19 protein-coding genes and 1 pseudogene are annotated in these 19,531 nt (G+C 43.6%); 12 read left to right on the forward strand and 8 right to left on the reverse strand.

Going from position 1 to position 19,531, the window contains the following annotated elements; genetic code table 11:
- Window positions 1–38: 38 nt before the first annotated feature.
- The 3 genes from RQP52_RS06660 (at window position 39) to RQP52_RS06670 (ending at window position 4,575) form a co-directional block, all read left to right on the forward strand.
- The gene (locus RQP52_RS06660) at window positions 39–1,388 is read left to right on the forward strand and encodes a glucose-6-phosphate isomerase (RefSeq protein WP_315950235.1); all 1,350 of its coding nucleotides are present in this window, start codon (window positions 39–41) and stop codon (window positions 1,386–1,388) included.
- A 15-nt stretch (window positions 1,389–1,403) separates the two neighbouring features.
- A complete protein-coding gene (gndA, locus tag RQP52_RS06665; RefSeq protein ID WP_315950236.1) occupies window positions 1,404–2,822 on the forward strand; it encodes an NADP-dependent phosphogluconate dehydrogenase in 1,419 nt (472 codons plus the stop codon).
- A gap of 121 nt (window positions 2,823–2,943) precedes the next feature.
- Complete coding sequence (locus RQP52_RS06670; RefSeq protein WP_315950238.1) at window positions 2,944–4,575, forward strand: hypothetical protein; 1,632 nt, start codon at window positions 2,944–2,946, stop codon at window positions 4,573–4,575.
- Between the two features lie 57 nt (window positions 4,576–4,632).
- On the opposite strand, the pseudogene RQP52_RS36415 reads toward RQP52_RS06670, so the two are convergent.
- Together RQP52_RS36415 and RQP52_RS06685 are read right to left on the reverse strand one after the other, a co-directional pair.
- Window positions 4,633–5,344, reverse strand: a pseudogene (locus RQP52_RS36415) (ABC transporter permease).
- Between the two features lie 148 nt (window positions 5,345–5,492).
- Window positions 5,493–6,185 (reverse strand): Dph6-related ATP pyrophosphatase, encoded by a 693-nt coding sequence (locus RQP52_RS06685; protein WP_315950240.1) that lies wholly within the window; start codon window positions 6,183–6,185, stop codon window positions 5,493–5,495.
- 143 nt (window positions 6,186–6,328) lie between these two features.
- Here RQP52_RS06685 and RQP52_RS06690 point away from each other — a divergent pair, with 143 nt between their 5' ends.
- Window positions 6,329–6,754: an HIT family protein gene (locus RQP52_RS06690; protein ID WP_315950242.1), complete on the forward strand. Its 426-nt coding sequence runs from the start codon at window positions 6,329–6,331 to the stop codon at window positions 6,752–6,754.
- A gap of 83 nt (window positions 6,755–6,837) precedes the next feature.
- Here RQP52_RS06690 and RQP52_RS06695 read toward each other — a convergent pair whose 3' ends face one another.
- Complete coding sequence (locus tag RQP52_RS06695) at window positions 6,838–7,629, reverse strand: SDR family oxidoreductase (protein WP_315950244.1); 792 nt, start codon at window positions 7,627–7,629, stop codon at window positions 6,838–6,840.
- A gap of 212 nt (window positions 7,630–7,841) precedes the next feature.
- Between RQP52_RS06695 and RQP52_RS06700 the strand changes: the two genes are divergently transcribed.
- On the forward strand, window positions 7,842–8,735 hold the full coding sequence (locus tag RQP52_RS06700) for a LysR family transcriptional regulator (protein ID WP_315950246.1): 894 nt from the start codon (window positions 7,842–7,844) through the stop codon (window positions 8,733–8,735).
- Between the two features lies 1 nt (window position 8,736).
- The gene (locus RQP52_RS06705; RefSeq protein ID WP_315950247.1) at window positions 8,737–9,498 is read left to right on the forward strand and encodes a spermidine synthase; all 762 of its coding nucleotides are present in this window, start codon (window positions 8,737–8,739) and stop codon (window positions 9,496–9,498) included.
- Here RQP52_RS06705 and RQP52_RS06710 read toward each other — a convergent pair.
- Entirely contained in the window at window positions 9,461–10,309 is an 849-nt protein-coding gene (locus RQP52_RS06710; protein WP_315950249.1) for a nicotianamine synthase family protein, read from the reverse strand. The genes RQP52_RS06705 and RQP52_RS06710 overlap by 38 nt on opposite strands.
- A gap of 185 nt (window positions 10,310–10,494) precedes the next feature.
- Between RQP52_RS06710 and RQP52_RS06715 the strand changes: the two genes are divergently transcribed.
- Entirely contained in the window at window positions 10,495–11,079 is a 585-nt protein-coding gene (locus RQP52_RS06715; RefSeq protein WP_315950250.1) for a GNAT family N-acetyltransferase, read from the forward strand.
- A 72-nt stretch (window positions 11,080–11,151) separates the two neighbouring features.
- Here RQP52_RS06715 and RQP52_RS06720 read toward each other — a convergent pair whose 3' ends face one another.
- From RQP52_RS06720 to RQP52_RS06735, 4 genes are all read right to left on the reverse strand, one after another.
- Window positions 11,152–12,228, reverse strand: a complete 1,077-nt coding sequence (locus RQP52_RS06720; protein ID WP_315950252.1) for a Ger(x)C family spore germination protein — start codon at window positions 12,226–12,228, stop codon at window positions 11,152–11,154.
- Entirely contained in the window at window positions 12,215–13,294 is a 1,080-nt protein-coding gene (locus RQP52_RS06725; RefSeq protein ID WP_315950253.1) for a GerAB/ArcD/ProY family transporter, read from the reverse strand. Before RQP52_RS06725 ends, RQP52_RS06720 begins: the two co-directional genes overlap by 14 nt.
- On the reverse strand, window positions 13,287–14,621 hold the full coding sequence (locus tag RQP52_RS06730) for a spore germination protein (protein WP_315950255.1): 1,335 nt from the start codon (window positions 14,619–14,621) through the stop codon (window positions 13,287–13,289). The genes RQP52_RS06725 and RQP52_RS06730 overlap by 8 nt, the downstream gene beginning before the upstream one ends.
- 149 nt (window positions 14,622–14,770) lie before the next feature.
- On the reverse strand, window positions 14,771–15,196 hold the full coding sequence (locus RQP52_RS06735) for an SRPBCC family protein (RefSeq protein WP_157326230.1): 426 nt from the start codon (window positions 15,194–15,196) through the stop codon (window positions 14,771–14,773).
- A 227-nt stretch (window positions 15,197–15,423) separates the two neighbouring features.
- On the opposite strand from RQP52_RS06735, the gene larA reads away from it, so the two are divergent.
- From larA to RQP52_RS06760, 5 genes are all read left to right on the forward strand, one after another.
- Window positions 15,424–16,689, forward strand: a complete 1,266-nt coding sequence (larA, locus tag RQP52_RS06740) for a nickel-dependent lactate racemase (protein ID WP_315950257.1) — start codon at window positions 15,424–15,426, stop codon at window positions 16,687–16,689.
- A gap of 156 nt (window positions 16,690–16,845) precedes the next feature.
- Window positions 16,846–17,307, forward strand: a complete 462-nt coding sequence (locus RQP52_RS06745; RefSeq protein ID WP_315950259.1) for a MarR family winged helix-turn-helix transcriptional regulator — start codon at window positions 16,846–16,848, stop codon at window positions 17,305–17,307.
- Between the two features lie 43 nt (window positions 17,308–17,350).
- Window positions 17,351–17,722 carry a VOC family protein gene (locus RQP52_RS06750; protein WP_315950261.1) on the forward strand — a complete coding sequence of 124 codons (372 nt, stop codon included), beginning with the start codon at window positions 17,351–17,353 and terminating at the stop codon, window positions 17,720–17,722.
- A gap of 13 nt (window positions 17,723–17,735) precedes the next feature.
- Window positions 17,736–18,179 carry a GyrI-like domain-containing protein gene (locus RQP52_RS06755; protein ID WP_315950263.1) on the forward strand — a complete coding sequence of 148 codons (444 nt, stop codon included), beginning with the start codon at window positions 17,736–17,738 and terminating at the stop codon, window positions 18,177–18,179.
- A gap of 21 nt (window positions 18,180–18,200) precedes the next feature.
- Window positions 18,201–19,490 carry an ankyrin repeat domain-containing protein gene (locus RQP52_RS06760; protein WP_315950265.1) on the forward strand — a complete coding sequence of 430 codons (1,290 nt, stop codon included), beginning with the start codon at window positions 18,201–18,203 and terminating at the stop codon, window positions 19,488–19,490.
- Window positions 19,491–19,531 lie beyond the last annotated feature (41 nt).

A 19,531-nucleotide genomic window follows, 5' to 3' on the forward strand; every position in this document is an offset into this window, starting at 1 on the left:
TTATTCCCTGCATGCAGGTCTAAAAGGAGAGGTTTCAGATGGCTATTTCATTTAATTATTCCAGCGCATTACCGTTTATCCAGCAGCATGAAGTTGATTATTTCGGTGAATTTGTGAAAGTGGCGCATGACATGCTTCATGAGAAGAAAGGTCCTGGCTCCGATTATCTGGGTTGGGTGAATCTGCCGCTTCAATACGATAAAGAAGAGTTTGCAAGAATCAAAGAGGCGGCGCAGCGCATTCGTTCCAATTCCGATGCTTTGATCGTTATTGGTATTGGTGGCTCCTATTTGGGAGCAAGATCCGCGATCGAAGCGTTGTCTCACACTTTTCATAATCAAATGGATGGAAATACGCAAGTCTATTTTGCCGGTCAAAATATCAGCTCGACGTATATCACGCACTTATTAGAACTGCTTAAAGATAAGGATATTTCTTTGAATGTCATCTCTAAATCAGGCACAACGACGGAACCGGCTATCGCATTCCGCATCCTGCGAGATTATATGGAGAAAAAGTATGGGAAGGATGAAGCGAAAAAACGCATCTATGCCACTACTGACGCTTCTAAAGGTGCTTTGAAAAAGCTGGCGGATGAAGAAGGCTATGAAACCTTTGTCATTCCTGACGATGTCGGTGGTCGCTATTCCGTACTTACTGCGGTAGGTCTTCTGCCGATTGCTGCAGCTGGGCTCGACATTGATCAAATGATGGCTGGAGCCGCGGCGGCAGCACAGAAATATAATAATGCCGATCTGTCCACCAATGAAAGCTATCAATATGCAGCGGTTCGAAATGCCCTTTACCGTAAAGGGAAAAACATTGAGCTGTTGGCCAACTTTGAGCCGTCCTTACATTATGTTTCTGAATGGTGGAAGCAGTTGTTCGGCGAGAGTGAGGGCAAAGACCAGAAAGGGCTATATCCCGCATCCGTCGATTTCACAACTGATTTGCACTCCATGGGGCAATATGTCCAAGAAGGCCGTCGCGATCTGATCGAAACGGTGCTTTCAGTGAAGAAGCCGAGAGTCGAGTTGACGATTGAAAAGGACTCCGCCAATTTGGATGGTTTGAACTTTATTGCGGGCATGACAATGGACGAAGTGAACAAGAAGGCGGCGGAAGGCACACGACTTGCCCATGTTGACGGAGGCGTTCCTAATCTGATTGTGGAATTGGATGCACTGAATGAATATACGTATGGCGAAATGGTCTACTTTTTTGAGAAAGCATGCGGAATCAGCGGCTTGCTGCTTGGGGTGAACCCGTTTGATCAGCCTGGCGTTGAGGCATACAAAATCAATATGTTTGCTCTGCTAGGCAAACCTGGTTTTGAAGCGCAGAAAGCCGAACTACAAAAACGTATTGCTGCAACTGAGCAGAACTAAGAGGAGGAATTTTCGATGAGTAAACAGCAAATTGGCGTAGTTGGATTGGCCGTTATGGGGAAAAACTTGGCTTTGAATATCGAAAGCAAAGGTTTCTCAGTTGCTTTATATAACCGTTCACCAGAGAAAACGAATGAACTTTTGGAGGAAGCGCCAGGAAAGAACTTTGTAGGTACTTACAGCGCTGAAGAATTCGTACAATCCCTTGAATCGCCGCGTAAAATTTTAATTATGGTTAAAGCAGGCCAACCTACGGATGATACCATCAATTCTTTGATCCCTTACTTAAGCCCAGGTGATATCCTCATCGATGGCGGTAACGCATATTTCCCGGATACACAGCGGAGAAATAAAGAACTTCAAGCCAAAGGATTTCGCTTTATCGGTGCAGGTGTTTCGGGCGGTGAAGAAGGAGCTCTGAATGGACCTTCGATTATGCCGGGTGGACAAAGAGATGCGTATGAACTAGTAGAGCCAATCTTGACGGCTATTTCGGCCAAAGTGAATGGAGATGCATGTTCCACTTATATTGGAGCAGACGGCGCAGGGCATTATGTTAAAATGGTTCACAACGGCATTGAATACGGCGATATGCAGCTTATCGGAGAAGCGTATCACTTATTAAAGGATGTATTGAACTTAAGTACTAGCGAATTGCATGATATTTTCACAGAATGGAACAATGGAGAGCTCGATAGTTATTTGATCGAAATCACCGCTGATATTTTTGCGAAAAAAGATCCGGAAACAGGCAAACCGATGGTGGATGTGATCCTCGATTCGGCTGGACAAAAAGGAACTGGTAAATGGACAAGCCAAAGCTCGTTGGATTTGGGTGTGCCATTATCCATTATTACTGAATCGGTGTTTGCGCGTTTTATCTCAGCAATGAAAGAAGAGCGCGTAGCTGCAAGTAAACGTCTGAATGGCCCTACGGCGTCAAGTTATGATGGGGATCCGAAAGAATTCATTGAGGCTGTGCGCAAAGCACTGTACACAAGCAAAATCGCTTCATATGCACAAGGTTTTGCTCAAATGAGAGCCGCTTCTGACGCCTATGGTTGGGACTTGAACTACGGAAACATTGCGATGATCTTCCGCGGCGGTTGTATTATCCGCGCAAGATTCTTACAAAATATCAAAGATGCTTATGATCGTGACCCTGCATTGAAAAACTTGTTCCTTGACGAATACTTCGGCAAAATCGTAGATAACTACCAAGATGCTTGGAGAAAAGTCGTTTCGGTAGCTGTGACAAGAGGGATTCCGGTTCCTGCTTTTGCTTCCGCGTTAGCCTACTATGATAGCTATCGCACAGAGAGACTGCCTGCTAACTTATTACAAGCACAAAGGGATTATTTTGGAGCCCATACGTTTGAGCGTGTAGATAAAAAAGGCAGCTTCCATTTTCAATGGATGGAAACCAACGAATAAATCGCTTAGTCGTGTGTAAGAAGAAGCCGCATAATTGCGGCTTCTTTTATTTGCGCAACAATCGGATAGGTACTTACGTCTAATAAGCTGTTAGACTAACACAATGATGAGGAGTTTTGGATTGAGAAACCGTACTTTATGGAAGTTGTTTACTGTTGTGCCGTTTCTGGCGGCCATGCTCTTGATCGGAATGATACATATGGTGATGCTGGCAAGAGAACAGGTGATGCCGTTCGCAGAACCTTATGGACGAGCGACATTATTACCTGAACTCGCTTCCCAAGCAGGTCCTGTTCAAATGACCAGTCCCAAAACATTTGCCTACCGTTCAGGAAATGAACTGATCTATGTGAAGATCGACAATGAGGGGCGGAGCAGCTCCGTGGTGCGATCTTTGCCGGACTCGGAGTTTTTTCAATCCTATCGTCTTATTGGTGATGGAAAAGCCGTTTGGATCGGCGCAAACAACAAGCTGTACACGAGTGAATGGAAAAATGGGAACTGGTCCCCGAAAAAATTGCTGACTGAAACCGAAATGAATGGCGTTCAGGCCATACAGGGGGGAACGGGGAAAAGTGTACTTCTCACGTATAACGATGAGGCGCTCTTTGTGGGTATATCGTCTGGAGATGATGCACCAAATTGGATAAAGTTGAACGCTAGCGGAATTAAACAGGTACAAGGTTTTATGGATAAAAACGGCATGCTATCCGCTGTTTATGCGACTAGTAGGGAAGGGAACACCGGCCTGCACGTTGTCAAGTTGGATACCGAATCCGGGAAAACGGTCGTCATGGAGAAGCTCAAAGATTTGGAGCTGGTTAACAGGTATTTGGAGGATTATACGTTGTATGCAGACAACTCTTTACTCAGGGTCGCCTATACGATCAGCTCAGCTAAGTCAGGCAAAAGTAGTTTACAGATGCTCACTTTTCCTTGGGATAAGCCTACGGACCTGCAAGATGAGCGAATAGATCTTCCAAGTTCTGAGACCAGTGATTCAGATACGATCTTACAGCCTATATTCTCTGAAACGGATTCTGGCGAAGCTACACTGGTCGTTTCATCCGTTTATGAGAAAAATAGGCGCATGAGCAGCCAAGAAGTGTATCAATTAAGCTTTCATGAAACGCAGTTGGAATCATCAACAAAAATCAGCCAATTCGGCGGATTCGCTCAATATCCGAACCTCGCGCAAGAGCCGGATGCTCGAATTGCTGTTTGGCTTGATCCGGTGAACGAAGCGTCTTACCGCGTTTACTATGCGACAGATCAACAGCCTTACCAGGAGAGGATGAACCGGCTAACAGCAGATGACTTGCGAACAGCTGCTGAGAATCTTCCGCTGCTATGGGGGATCAGTCTCGTAACGTGGTTTCTAAGCCTGAAGTGGATCTTCTTACCAGGGATCTATCTGCTGGTGCTCAGCGCTTTTTGGCAGCATCAATATGATTCCCGCCAGCGGCTGCATTTTTTCATATCACTTGCCATGTATATCGTAGTTAAGGCGCTATTTATTCAAGATTACCGAAAAGCTGTGGCGCTTCAAGTTATGCCCGAAGCCTTACAGCCAATCTTGGTTTACTTATGTATGCTGATTATTACGGCTTTACTTGCTTATGTAAGTACGCGGCAATGGAGAAAAGGGTTAAATGATCGTAATATTGGTTTGGAATTGTTTTATTTTGTGCTTCTCGATGTCTTTATGACAAATTTATGGTATTCCTATTTTATGTCACCTGCAACTTTCTAACGATGAATAAGGCTGCCACGTAATGGAGTGGCAGCCTTGCTGTTTTAACCTTATCTGTTAAGTCCTGCGCATATACACAATTACCGTAATAAGTGCAAAGATGGCCACAATGACAATCGCTCCGATGAGCGAGATGGTGAGATCCCAGCCGACAGTGCCTGTGTTGGCAAGTTCTCTTACGGCGGAAACGAGGTGAGAGATCGGATTGATTTTAACAAACCATTGAAGCCAACCTGGCATGGTATCCACAGGAACGAGTGCATTCGAAAGAAACGTAAGAGGGAAGAGAACAAGCATCGATATCCCTTGAACGCTTGAGGCTGTTCGGGCAATTACGCCGAAGAAGGCGAAGATCCAGCTAATAGCCCAAGAGCAGAAGATGACAAGAAGCGCAGCGATCGCCACGTGTCCCAAACCAACTTCCAGGACGATAGCCCATGAGATACCCCATTGAAAAGGTGAGAACTGTAGTAATAATATACCGGATAGTGTCTGCCAAGAGTGCTCCTGCCAAAGGCGCAATCCTGGCGATAGGCAGTGACTTGAATCGGTCGAATACGCCTTTATCCATATCTTCTCGCAGCTGGACACCTGTGACGATGGAGGTCGTGATAACGCTCTGGACGAGGATGCCAGGAATAATGATGGGCAAATAGCTCACTACGTCGCCCGAGATGGCACCGCCGAAGACGTAAGTGAACATGAGCGTGAAAATAATGGGCTGTAGCGTGACATCGAACAATTGCTCTGGCGTGCGCCGAATCTTCAGAAGTCCTCGATATCGAGGGTCGGCTTCGGTATACTCATTTCCGTCAAATGAATACCAGCTTCTCGCAGGGAAATAACATGATGCATTACTGTGGATTATACTTGCATTTTTAAACTGTATATAAACGGAATTTCATGGGAAGTCTCTACTAGGCTTGGTCTAGCGTCAATGGTAAAAAGGCATATTCGCCATGCGTGACAATCTCACCTTTGTGAACGCTTATGCGTTGTTTGAAGAGGGGACCATCAATGACAGTGGTATGGAATTCGCCACCTTCTCCACAAGGATCAATCCCACGGGCTACAAGCTCCTCCACAAAAGCAAGGGTTAGCGTTCGACCAAGATCTTCTTCTCGCATTCCTAATGCTAAATTTACGGTAACAACGATTGAAACAAATCCTAAGTGAATGAATTCCTCAACAGTTTCACGGTGATCCATTTCCCAAAGCGGCATGCCCAGTTTTAATCCGGCAACGCTCGATACTTTGTCCTGCCAGCAACCATGAGCCGTCAATTCGAGGTCTCCCGTTACTAACACTTCCGCACCTTGCTTCTTAGCATCTTCCAGAAGATGAATAAACACTTCTTCGTAGTCATCCCAACTCGCGGGTGCCGTATAGACAGGCAATCCAATGGATTCGGCCTGTGCACGTAGAAGATCAGGTGGCGTTCCGTGTGAGCGGGAACGTTTTCCTTCCTCCTCCAGCATAACGATCAGGCCAAGAGCTTTTCCTACCTTCATTGCTTTGTAAAGCGCCAAGACACTATCTTTTCCTCCGCTAAAAGAGGCGATAAATGTTTGACCATTAGCTCCATTTTTCCAGTCTACAGCTGTTGTCATCTCTAGCATCCCCTTTTATATATCTATGATTTCATTGCTTAATTCTATCATGATTCCTCTCCATTGGCAGGATAGCATGGAAGCAGTGAAGAATTTTATAAGAAAAATTTTGCCAAGGTAGCTTCAGGAGGGAATGAAAATCAATGAACCATGTTTTAGAGTGTTTAGGCTGTAGATTAGCACAGGGTCTTGAGCCAACTCATGTCGTATACGAGGATGAACACGTGACGTGCATCTTAGTCATTGACCCATGCAGTGAGGGACATAGCATTATTTTGCCTAAAAAACATTATGCAGACGTTGACGATTTGGATGTAGAAACAGCCCTTTCTGTGATGAAGGCCTCAGCTAAACTATCGAAAGGATTAAAAACGTTATTCCATCCGGATGGAATCAGCATGATGCAAAATGGGGGTAAGTTTAGCGATTTAGGGCACTACCATATGCACATATGGGCTAGATATGAGAATGATGGGTTCTCATGGATTGACCCGTTGGATACTGGCGCAAGGGAACGATTTACCGAGACTAGAGAGGTACTAGCAAACGCGATTGATAACCTTGGATAATGATGCAAAGAGCTCTAAGGAAATTCAAGTCCTTAGAGCTCTTTCATTTTCTCAGCGATGATGCACGAAAAATCAAATGAAAATCAAATGGTTGACAACGTCCCGCCGTCAATCACATATTCGCTTCCCGTAATAGAAGCAGCGCGGTCAGACACCAGGAAGGCGGCAAGCTCAGCCACTTCCTCCGGCAAGCCGGGACGCCCAATCGGAATGCCCCCGAGGGAATTCATCAGTTCCTCTAGAGCGGCTTCGCGGCTTCCAGCTGCAGTAGCGATACGGTCAATCATACGATCCGCCGCTTCAGTTTGAATGAAGCCAGGGGCTATCGTATTTACGCGGATCCCTTTCGGGGAAAATTCCTTGGACAGGCCCTTGCTGTAATTGGTAAGGGCCGCTTTGGATGCAGCGTACGCCAAAGTTGTTTCGTACAGCGGCATTTTTCGCTGAATGGAGCTTACGTGAATAATAGCACCTTTGCCTTGCTCGACCATTAGGGGCAGCAAGCCTCTGTCCAAGCGTACGGAACCAAGAAGGTTCATATTCAGAGTTTCCATCCAGTCTTCCTCCGTCAATGCCAGCGCACCGCCGGGAGGAGTGGAGGCACCGCCTACCGTATTAATCAAAATGTCGATACCGCCGAGTTTCTCATACACGGCCTTCATGATGACCGCGGTACCTTCCGGCTTCGTGATATCAGCTTGAACAAAGTGGACGTTTGGATTCTCGTTATCCGTTGGGAGCTGGCGTGCTGTTGTGAGCACGGTAGCACCGGCTGCTGCAAGCCTCTTCACGATCGCTAAGCCCATACCTTTAGTTCCACCCGTTACTAGTGCGCGTTTTCCTTGAAATTCAAACTCATATGAAGAAAGATTCATTATGATTATCCTCCTGTATGTTAAATTCTAATGATGTGAACCTTGGTCACAGGTATTAGCTTACGTCCGATTGAATAATAAGTCTAATTTATATTAATAATAAATTACATTATTGTTTTTCATGAATGGACCTCTTCAGATTTGATTCAATCATAAGCAGTATGTATGATAGTAACAGGAATGATAAAAATAATGAATTTAGGAGAGGCGATATGGAGCTTACTCAATTAGAATATTTCTTGGAAGTTGCTCGGATCGAACATCTGACGAAAGCTGCAGAAGCCTTATCCGTCACCCAGCCTGCACTTAGTCATGCCATCTCAAAGCTTGAAGCTGAGCTAGGCGTACCTTTGTTTGAGCGGAAGGGAAGGAACCTGCAAATAAACCGTTACGGTACCATGTTCGCGAAGCGAGTTGAGAAGATTTTACAAGAAGTAGAGCGAGGAAAACAGGAAATTGAGGAATGCTCCAACCCTGAGTCGGGGATCATCTATCTTTCTTATTTAAATATATTAGGTGTAGGTTTAATACCTCAATTGATTCGTGAATACCAAAAAGCCAACCCGAAAATCACCTTCGAGTTGACACAGGGAGATAAGGGGGCGATTATGGAGCAGGTCGAAAAGGGCTTCTCCGATGTGATGATCACCTCGGAAAGACCAGTTAGTGACACCTATGAATGGGTACCGATCCTTTCGCTGCCCTTGTATTTGGTGGTATCTTTCGATCATCGTTTTGCGAACAGGGAATCCATAAGCTTAAAAGAAATGACTGGCGAGCCGTTCGTAGGCTTGAAACATAACTGCTCTTTAAGAGATTCGCTCCTCACCCGTGTCCATCATATGAATTTCACTCTCGCATCCACCTACGATGCAGAGGATCTTCCAACAGTGGCAGGTTTCGTAGCGGCAGGTCTTGGCGTTTCTGTGCTGCCCAAAACATCCGGATTGCACCTGGAAGATCTGCGATGGATACAGATCCAAGAGGAAGGTTGGCTATGGGAAGTCGGACTGCATATCAAAAAAGACCGGTTTCTGTCACCGGCCACGCAGAAATTCGTCAGCTTTATGAAAGAAAAAGCAGTCCAACCAGAAAGGGATCGATAACTTGGAGTTACTTTTCAAAACTTCTAGCCCTAATCATGAGATTTCCGTTTACGACACTACCGAGTTGTATGGTGAAAAGGGAAGGTTTCGTGTCTTAGAGTTTTCTAATAGCGCCATCCAAGGTGCGATGGACTTGAATGATCCGACACGCATTTTATTTGAATATCCGCGAGCTATTATTCATTTAATTGAGAATAATATCCCGTCGCTCGAAAAAACTTTTATTATCGGACACGGGATCGGGACGATAGCTGGCTATTTTTCAGAGAAGCAATGCAGCGTGGTAGAAATAGATCAGACCGTGGTGGAGTTAAGCAAAAAGTTTTTTGGATACGGCGGGGATAATGTCAGGATAGGTGATGGCCGTCAAATCCTCGCAAATGAAAAGCAGCATGTTTATGATGCAATTGTGTTGGATGCCTTTACTGAAAAAGGAACGCCTACTCATTTGATTTCGAAGCAATTTTTTGAAATTTGCAAAGAAAAGCTTGATCCTTCAGGACTGATTGTCATGAATCTGTTCGGTAAAGGTGAAAATGATCAGCTCGTGAACGCGATTCATTCAACGCTAAATGAAGAATTTGCTTATATAAAAGCATTTTCTCTACCGTCAGAAGACATCGCTGATATTCAAAACTTCTTACTTGTAGGAAGTCAAGTGCCGATAAGGTTCCAAACACGCCATATGGCAGGCTTTACGCAGATAGAACTCGGTCAAGGGTATATCATTCAGGACAAAGTCGATAAAAGCGAGCTGAATTAATCACTCGATTTGCTATCGGCGATGTCCGGCCAAGCAGACGCCATCCTGCCGCGGCGATAGCTTCCTCGTTGATCGCTTCATACATGAGCTGCCGGATGCCTTCCGCAGTTCGTATGGCGACCAAAGCGTTCGGATTCGTCCGGCGGATTTGTTCAAGTGTTTTGTCCTTTTGCGTAACAAGGCTTGCAATAAACACATGCTGGTAAGAAGCATAATCGAACTCCGCACCATCTCCTTGCACGACATGCACGTTATCGCTCAAATGAATGCGTTCCATCAAGGAACTTGCTGCTTCGCAAGCATCCGGATCCATATCCACACAGATGACGCTCACATTCCACCTAAGATGAAGCAGTACCGCACTCAGCGGCAAAGGCCCGCTTCCGACAAAAACAATAGGTGCAGAAATTTCCTCGGACCGAATAATCCTTCGGAGCTGCTTCAGTTCCTCGCCGACAAGACTGTCGTAATTTCTCCAGTTTTTATATTGGAATAAGCTCGCTAATCCGAATTCGGGTTGCTCGCAGAGGTGGCGGGAGTCGAACAACTCCATGAGGTACTCGGCTTCGGACAGCTTGGCAAGCAACCCTTTTTGGCGTGTGGCGACTTCAACATTCCCCATCACATACTTTACTTCTTCCGGTGTGTATATTTGCCTGAGTGCCTCCGTGAAAATAGAAATCGGTTTCGTGATCGCGGAATTTGAAGGGGTCAGATCCGACTCCCGTTGAAGGACATCATAGGTTTCTATTACAAGAGCTATCAAATCTGATATCCGCTTAGACGGCTCTGTCGTAGAACAATATTCCATAAGCGTTTACCTCCTGTCCATTTCCGTACAATTGCTTGAACCCAATATATTCGATGAACTCATTATTTAGAAATGAATTTCTGCTTTAGGGAGAGGAAGGGAAGGATTGTTTCATAGATGTGGAGAAGTTATGGAGAAAATTTGCGGAAGAGAAAAGTTAACCAATCCTATAGGAGGTAATTGCGATGAGTATTCAAGCATCCAGCCCGATATTATATACGATACCAGAGAGCTTTGAGAGTGAACGTTTGCTAATAAGAGCCCCCCTATGGGGAGATGGCGCGATGGTTAACGAAGCAATTAGGGAAAGTATGGAAGAGTTGCGTACTTGGATGCCGTGGGCCAGACAAATTCCCACCGTTGAAGAATCTGAAATAAACATCCGACGTGCCAGGCTGGAATTTTTAGATCGGACTGATCTCCGATTACTTCTATTTCTGAAGGAAACGGGTCAGCTCATTGGCAGCAGCGGCTTACACCGCATTGATTGGGAAGCGCGCAAATTTGAAATTGGTTATTGGTTGCGTACACCTTTTAGCCATAAAGGTTATATGACGGAAGCCGTAGAGGCCATTACGAACTATGCCATCCATGAGTTGCACGCTAATCGAATTGAAATTCGATGTGACGGACGAAATACACGTAGCTCACGTGTTGCTGAACGTCAGGGATATACGTTGGAAGGAATTCTTCGACAAGAGAAGTGTGCACAAGATGGTTCTTTGAGAGATACGATGGTTTTTGCAAAAGTGCGTGGTATTGAGTTTTAGAGTGATCAAAGAAACGAAAAAGGAACCTGAGGTAATCAATCAACCAAAGGTTCCTTCTATCTGTCATTTTGTTTACTTTGAACGCATTTTAATTAAACCTTCATTTTGGATATCTGTATGAAATTGAAGATCCATTTTCAGCTGAGGGTAGTATTCGGTTCGCCAATTCTGCAAATCTTTTCTTGGAATGATAGTACGAAAACGCTGCCCAATTCCTAGAATGTCAGCTTCACTTTTTTGGATTTTTGAAAATAGCATTTGAAATCTTTCTGTAATTAGCTTTTCTAATTCTTGTATAATGAGCGTTTGGGATGGATTTCCTTTTGTCTCCAGGACGACAACTTTCAATTTGATTTGTGTATGCATATAAGGTTTATTGTCAACAAGCTCGCTATTATATTTCATCGAATTACTAACAATTAAGACACTCGCATGATCCATGACCTCGATTTTTCCCTGGGTGCTTTCCTTGTTGAAGGCATTATACAGAAGAGTTTCGTCGGATGTGATCTGTTCAACCATCTTCCCATTTTTAATAACAGATGAGCCTATATAGTCACATGGGGAGGATTGACCTGATTTAATAATAGGGATTGCAATATCATTGGTGTACGAATATATACTACGATAAATTTGCCAGATCTGTGCTCGAGCAATCTGTGGGTTCCAACCCGCATTTTTTTCGAAAAAGTCGTAAACAAACGCTTGTTTGGGGACTGTTGTTTTCTTTTCATTGGCTAAATACTTTTCAATCTCTTCATCGCAGATAACAACGTACGCTTTAAGCGAAATTTCCCCGTTTCTCATGAAACCAGCGATAATATCTTTCAACCCTTGCTGTGCAAGTTTTTTTTCAATAAGAATGACTTTAATATGGAATAAATCGATTTGTTTTTCTTTATTCATACTGATTTTATCTACCGCTTGGCTGATTGTTTTACCAGTCTGGCTGATTAAATTCATTTTTATCGTATTCTGATCCAACTCAGGGTCTTGCAGGATGACTTTGTACTCATCATTTTGCTTAGTTATAGCCATAACCAGTGGTAAAGTACGATGATTTATGTCCTTATTATCCCAACAGCCGCTCAGAGTAATTACCATACCTAGAAGTACAATAACTTGCAACGAAGACTTAATTGAGTTCATGCCCCACCTTCCTTTTAAAACGAAGCCCCAGAAAATAAATAGACAACGGAATGGAAACTAAAACAAAAAATCTTAAAGGAGTGTTCCATAGAAATAGATTGCCGACGCTATTCCAATCCGGAATCATTAAACTGGAAACAAAGATAACAACCGAGATCGCGAGCAGTAGATAAAACGGCTTAATGATTGGTAAACACTTGCTTATAATGCGATTGGCCTGCCATAACGTTATGGAAATGAATAGCATGCTGAAAGTAATCAGTGTAAGCAAGAAAAACATGGTCACTCTGTCAAACATGAACCAAGAAATATTAATGGTCTCCACAACAACGACAAAAGGAAAATGAAGAGTTACTGCTGTTGCCTCCCCGAAGGTGAGAATAGGAATATAGACGGAGAAGATAAAGAAGGGAATAAGAAAAAGGGCTGCAAGAAGAATTTTTTTTCTTTGATATGTAATAACAGGCTGAATGAAGCCTAGAAACAAGAAGCCACCTGCGAAGGCAAAAAAGCTTTTAAAATAAGAGGGTTTCATCAGGAACGAGAAGTCTTGTTCGAAAAGGGGAAAGGAGTAGTACCAATTAATGTTCTGAAACGAAGTGAAACTAATCATAGAAATTAAAGGCAGAAAAATAATAGCCAATAGTACCCCAGTGCGAAAAATGGCTTCAATCCCTTTAGCTGCAAGATACGTTGACACAAAAAGTAATAACATCATGATTGACCATAATGGGGTATTGGATAAAAAAACGATACAAATGATTTCAGAGTAAGCGCGAACGGCTAGAATGGCGATGATGAAAAAATAAAGTGTAACCGGTAAAAGAAAAATGATAGCAGCTGCTTTTCCCGCATTGAGGTAAATCCGAATAATGTCCCACTTCGGGTAGAAGCTTAAACCCTTCATATAGATGGAAATAACAACAAAGTGGACAATAATTCCTATTACAATAGGAATCCAATGTGCGGAATCTGTACTTCCAATAATATCTTCCGGATATAGGAAAAAAATAAGCCCCAAATGAGTAAGAAGGTACATAAGCATGACGGAAATGCTTTTATCCATGATTGCTCCGATCCTTTGCCACATTGATTTGAATATAGGGAACTCCAAAAGTATTTAGACTTGCCAGGTAGGCACATACCAGGACTAAACCCGCCAAAATACCCAGCACTCCGTACATGGCAGCTAAAACCACAATTAAATATTTAAATAAACGGATGGAGAGCGAATTTTGAAATCCAACCACCGTTGAATTCGCAATTGTCGTGGCGGCCAGGATAATCAAGATGAGGTTACTCACTAATTTGGCAGCAACGATAGCTTGACCCAATATAATCCCGCCTACCATGGTAATTGTGGGCCCGATACTTTTGGGTAATCTGACGCTGGCTTCCACAATTAATTCTAGAATAACTAGGATCAGCAGGATTTCTACAAGGGCAGGGTATGGCACGCTATCACGGCTTTGAGAGACCGCTAACGCAAGTTCTATTCTTAACACCTCGGGATTAACGGCTACTAAGGCTACATATAAAGCAGGAACAATTAACGTCATCAAAACGCCAATGATTCGCAAAAATCGGACTGACAGCATTAAAGGGAGCGGATAATTGCGATCGTTTTCCATTGCAAACATATCCCATAACAAACTAGGCAGAATAAGTGCTAAAGGTAATCTATCTACAAATAGTACGACTTTCCCCATACGCAAGCATTGAGCTGCCTCCAGAGGAAGTTCTGTCGTTTTAAATTTAGAGAAGGATTCCCAGGCGGAAAATCCCATCGTTTTTGATAAGTTTTGTAAATTGTGAACTTCCTTATCCAGGTTCATTTCGAGTTGACGAACAATATTATTCACCAACTCCATTTGCACATAGTTCTCGCAATACAGAAGCGAAATCTTTTTTTTCTCATCCTTGCCCACATAAACCGATTTGACAAAAAGTTGATCTGTGCTTACTTGTTTCCTGACAATACCAATGTTTTGTTCAATGTCTTCGACAAAGGAACTAAGCGGCCCCTGAAGCACGTTTTCATTCGTAGGAGGTTCAGTAAACCGATTAAGCAATTTGGGTATCGGCTGCGACACAACAAATTTGTTGTATTTAGCGAAAAATATGATTAATTTTCCCTGCAAAATAGATGAGATGAGAACATTAATATCACTCTCTTTGACTTCCCCGAACAAGCTTAATAATTCTTCCTCTGTTATATTTACAGAAATTGCCTTTTCTATGTACATATGCATAGCTTCTCGAGACTCAGTCAAGTCGACCAATGTGTTGAAGCCCATTAAGATAACAGAGTTATTCATAAAATAATCCTGTTGAAGAAAGAAATCATCGTTATTCAGAAACTTAGCTGTAATTTCTTTTATTAATGGATTCATTGTCCTGAGTCCCCTTTATCTTTCAAAACTTTTTGTTATAATTTCCCACCGGCAAGGAATATATACAAAGTTAATCAGCAAATGAAATGACAAAAAACCTCCCGGAAGTAAGGGAGGTTTTCATTCATATCAAATCATATGGCCAAATCTTATTTGGCAGTTTCGCTATATTTTTTAAAGTTATCTAGAAACGCTTGCCAGCCAGCTCTTTGCATTTCAACAGGATTTGCGCTTTCAGCATCAAATGATTCAATTACCTTTGTATCGTTATCTTGACGAATAAATGAGATCTCAACTTTTCTTCCATCGCCCATGGTGTAAGAAATGAATTCATGCGTTCTCACTTCATCATAAACGCCGCCTAAGTCAAATCCAAAGCTTCCATCCTTGGCTTCGAGTCTTGTAACGAATGTTCCGCCAACCCTTAAATCATTTTCGGCTCTTGGCGCGTGCCAGTCATCAGAGGCGAAAGACCATTGTGTAATATGTTCTGGTTGTGTCCAAAATGCCCACACTTGTTCAACTGGTGCATGTACTGTAGTTTCAACCGTTACTGTCTGTTTAGCTGTTTCCATAACGATTACCGCCTCACTCTAAGTATTTTGATGAACAATGGTAATTATACCATTAAATAACGGTTAGCCATAATGTTAAAGTTGTCCCGTAGGCGTCAAGGTTATTCCTGTAAAAATGGAGAAGTCTATTACTAGTTGTCTATGTTATAATTTTACTATTAAACGCTTTCATAACTCTTGTAAATAATATTACGACTCAAATTCATGTTCACAATGGAGGGAAAGATATGCAGACGACCCTGCTGTACGGTAAAGGAACTTTAGCTGTTGATGTGCCAGACCATTCCAAGATTATCGAGCCTTATCATATGGATGGATTGCAAGAAGAGAAACTAGCCGTTCTGGAAGCTCTCAGACATCCGATTGGATCGCCGCCTTTGGCTGAGTTGGTCAAATCTACAGACAAGGTTGCCATTGTCATTAGTGATATTACACGTCCAACACCTAACGAGAAGTTGGTCCCGTGGATTCTTGAAGAACTGACTCACGTGCCTAAAGAAAATGTTGTCATCATTAACGGTACGGGAACGCATCGCGATCAAACCGAGGAAGAACTGATTCAAATGTTGGGCAAGACGGTTGTCGACAATGTACGCGTGATTAATCACCATTGCCACAACAACGATGAACTTGTGAAGGTGGGGCATAGCCAGTTTGGGTGCGATGTCTATCTCAATAAAGAGTATGTAGAGGCAGATTTCAGAATTGTTACAGGTTTTATTGAGCCTCACTTTTTTGCAGGTTTTTCCGGAGGACCGAAAGGGATCATGCCTGGTATTGCTGGAATTGAGACCATTTTGACCTTTCATAACGCCCGAATGATCGGAGACCCTTTGGCAACGTGGGGGAATATGGTAAATAATCCGCTGCAGGATATGACCCGTGAAGTCAATCGGATGTGCAAGCCCCATTTTATGCTCAATGTGACTCTGAATAAATCGAAGGAAATCACGCAAGTTTTTGCCGGTGAGTTGTTTGAAGCCCATGACCAAGGGTGTGCTTTCACCAAACAGCATGCCATGATCCCGGTTGAGGGACGGTTTGATGTTGTCATTACTTCCAATTCAGGCTACCCGTTAGACCAGAATCTGTATCAGGCAGTCAAAGGGATGAGCGCGGCCCATAAGATTGTTAAAGAGGGTGGAACCATCATCTGTGCCTCAGAATGCTCGGATGGGATTCCGAACCACGGCAATTATGCAGAAATTTTACAGATGCGTAAAACACCACATGAAATTCTCGAAATGATTAACGACGGAAGCTTTAAAAAGTTCGATCAATGGCAAGTACAAAAACAAGCCGTTATTCAGGTCTGGGCAGATGTTTATTTGCACTCTTCATTAGCCGACGAAGACGTTGAAAAAGCGATGTTAAAAACTTCTCATGATATTGAAGTTACATTGGAGCAATTGAAAGAGAAGTATGGCGAGAAGATGACGGTAGCCGTTTTGCCTTTGGGACCTTTAACCATTCCATATGTGAATGAGGAGTAAGATTCAATAAAAGCTTGATGTTCGTTGCGTTTTGACCTGTAAAATGGTTGATCTACACGGGCGTCAAGCCTATATGTATAAAATTAGTTGCAATAACATCCTATATGCCATATACTGAAATTAGTTGCAATGACATCCTATCTAAGGAGGCGTAAATTGAGCAATCACTGGAAGCCTGGTAATAAGGACAGCACGGAATCACACGGGCAATACATCTCTGCTATATATCGACACATGCAAATACTGATCTCATCCGAGCTGCAACCTTATCGCATTGGAAGCGGTCAGTACATCTTCCTCATGTCAATAGCTTTTCATCAGCCCATTACACAGAAAGCGCTAAGCGAGAGGCTGCTCATTGACAAGACGACTACGGCTAAAGCCATTGCAAAGCTGGAAGCAGAAGGATATGTTCGGAGGGAAGCCGATCCCGCGGACAATCGCTATCAACTACTCTATTTGACAGAGTCAGGTCGTGAGGTGGTGCCCAAAGTACAAGAAGCATTAAGCCGCGTCAAGAGCAAGACCCGAAAAGGTATTTCGGATGAGGAGTATGACTTGTTGAACGACCTATTGAAGACTGTCCTTCATAATCTGAGTGAACAAGAAGACGTGTAGAGGCAAGTGCTTTATATGGAGTATAAATTTAAGGAGGATGTACATGATGATTGCGATCCCTTTTATCGTAGTGGAGAACTGTAAAGACGAAATTAAATACTACCAAAGTATTTTTGGTGGTGAGATTATTATTCTGCGCAAGCAAGGTGAAGTGGTGTTAAACGCGGACCTTCATGTTGGGGCGGCAACACTTAAATTTGCCGATGTTCAAGCGGCGAAACCAACGTTGAAAGGTGACTATGTGAGAGTTTTCCTGAAAATCGATTCGGAAGAATCGTTCCGTGCGATTTACGGAGCATTGTCAACCGGCGGGACTATCCTTACCGAAGTATACGAGGCTCCGTTTAACGGTCTGCTGGCGATAGTGACTGACCGGAACGGCGTGTGCTGGGTGCTGTCCTTTTATCGAGAGTAGAAGGGAGATCCTAATGGAACCAGTCATTTTCAATCAAAGAAAAATGGTTACATTGTTCGGCTTTTCTAAAACGCATGATCAACAAAAAAGGTACAGTGATACGATTTTCGAACTGTTGGATAAAATTTGGAAGGAAGTACGTGAGAAGGGGCTCTCTCATAAGGGAACGAACCACGTAGTTTATGAAAATGGTCACCATATATTTGCCGGCATTGAGCTAGTTCTTCCTCCGAATGAAGATTCATTATTGGAAAAGAAGGATGTTATTTTAGAAAAATATGCCTATTGCAAACACATCGGGCCCTATAGTGAACTTGATAAAACTTATGAAAGCATTCGTGCAAAAGTAAAAGCTTCAGGTGACATTCATGAGCTTCCTTTAATGGAAGTGTACGGACATTGGAATGAGGATGAAACCAAACTAGAAACGGAGATTTTCTATAATCTCAAGTCGTAGCAAAGGAGGAGGAATGCTTACGTGACGGAATTGAATAATGATCTGGACGTGAAGGTTATTCAACAATTCAAGCAGGCGGTTGATCGTAATGACCCGGAAGCTGTAAAACAGATTCTGCAAAGTCATCCATCGCTAGTTTCACGGATAGACGAACCAAGTTTTTCTTTTGATACACCAGCGATTGTGATCGCTTCATACAGAGGTAACCGCCAGATGGTTGATGTGCTGCTTCAATTCGGGGCAGACATCAATGCCAAGAGCAGCTGGTGGGCCGGCGGATTTGGTGTTCTGCATCATGATCATCATAAATTGTCCCGTTACCTAATAGAACGAGGAGCTCGTGTCGATCCACACGCTGCTGCAGCATTAGGCATGCTTGATGTCTTGCAAAAGATGGTGGAAGAGGATCCAGAGGTTGTCAATCAGCGTGGCCCAGATGGGCAGGTTCCGCTGCATTATGCCGACTCACCTGACGTCATCGATTTCCTGCTGGATCACGGGGCTGACATTGATAAGCGGGATATTGACCACAATAGTACACCTGCTCAATATGCGGTTAATAAACCTGACAAATGCAAACATTTGATTAAACGTGGTGCTCAGACGGATATCTTTATGGCCATTCAGCTGGGAGACCTTGACCTTGTTCGCGGGATTTTTAACGAGAATCCGTATGCCCTTCAATCTCAGGTGGGAAAAGGGGAGTTTACCTCCGGTGAATCGAATGGTGGGCACATTTACGAGTACTTGATCAGCGCTGGAGCTAAGCCACTTTTTCTTGCGATGCACCTGGGTCATGATGCCATTACGGAGTTGCTGTTGCCGTACAGTTCTGTTGAGCAGAAGTTGCTGTACGCTTGTATGCAGGCGGATGCCGAAACCGTCAATTCCATGTTAAGCGAGCATCAAAATATCATCCAATCGCTAGATTCGGAATACCACAGTATGATTGCGAACGCAGCATGGGATCATCGGATAGAGGCCGTGCGACTCATGTTGGATGTTGGTTTTCAACCAGATGCCCGGCGTAATGAGCATTCGATGACAGCCCTTCATCGTGCCGCAATCCGGGGGGACAACAAAATTGTCCAATTGCTGCTTGGGCGTGGGGCATCCATCGAAATTCGTAATGAGTTTGGAGGGACTCCGCTCAATAGCTGTATGTGGGGCTCGATGCATGATCAGGACGCTAAAGGGGACTATGCCGCAGTAGCTGAGAGTCTCATTGCAGCAGGCGTAAGGCTTCCGGAGAAGGCCGCGGGTAGTGAGCTTGTGAAGTCTGTTCTAATCCGGCACGGAGTACCGGCATGAAAATAAGAGGGTTATTCCATTTTGTTTGGAATAACCTTTTT

The sequence above is a fragment of the Paenibacillus violae genome, assembly GCF_032461945.1.
Lineage (GTDB): Bacteria > Bacillota > Bacilli > Paenibacillales > NBRC-103111 > Paenibacillus_E > Paenibacillus_E violae.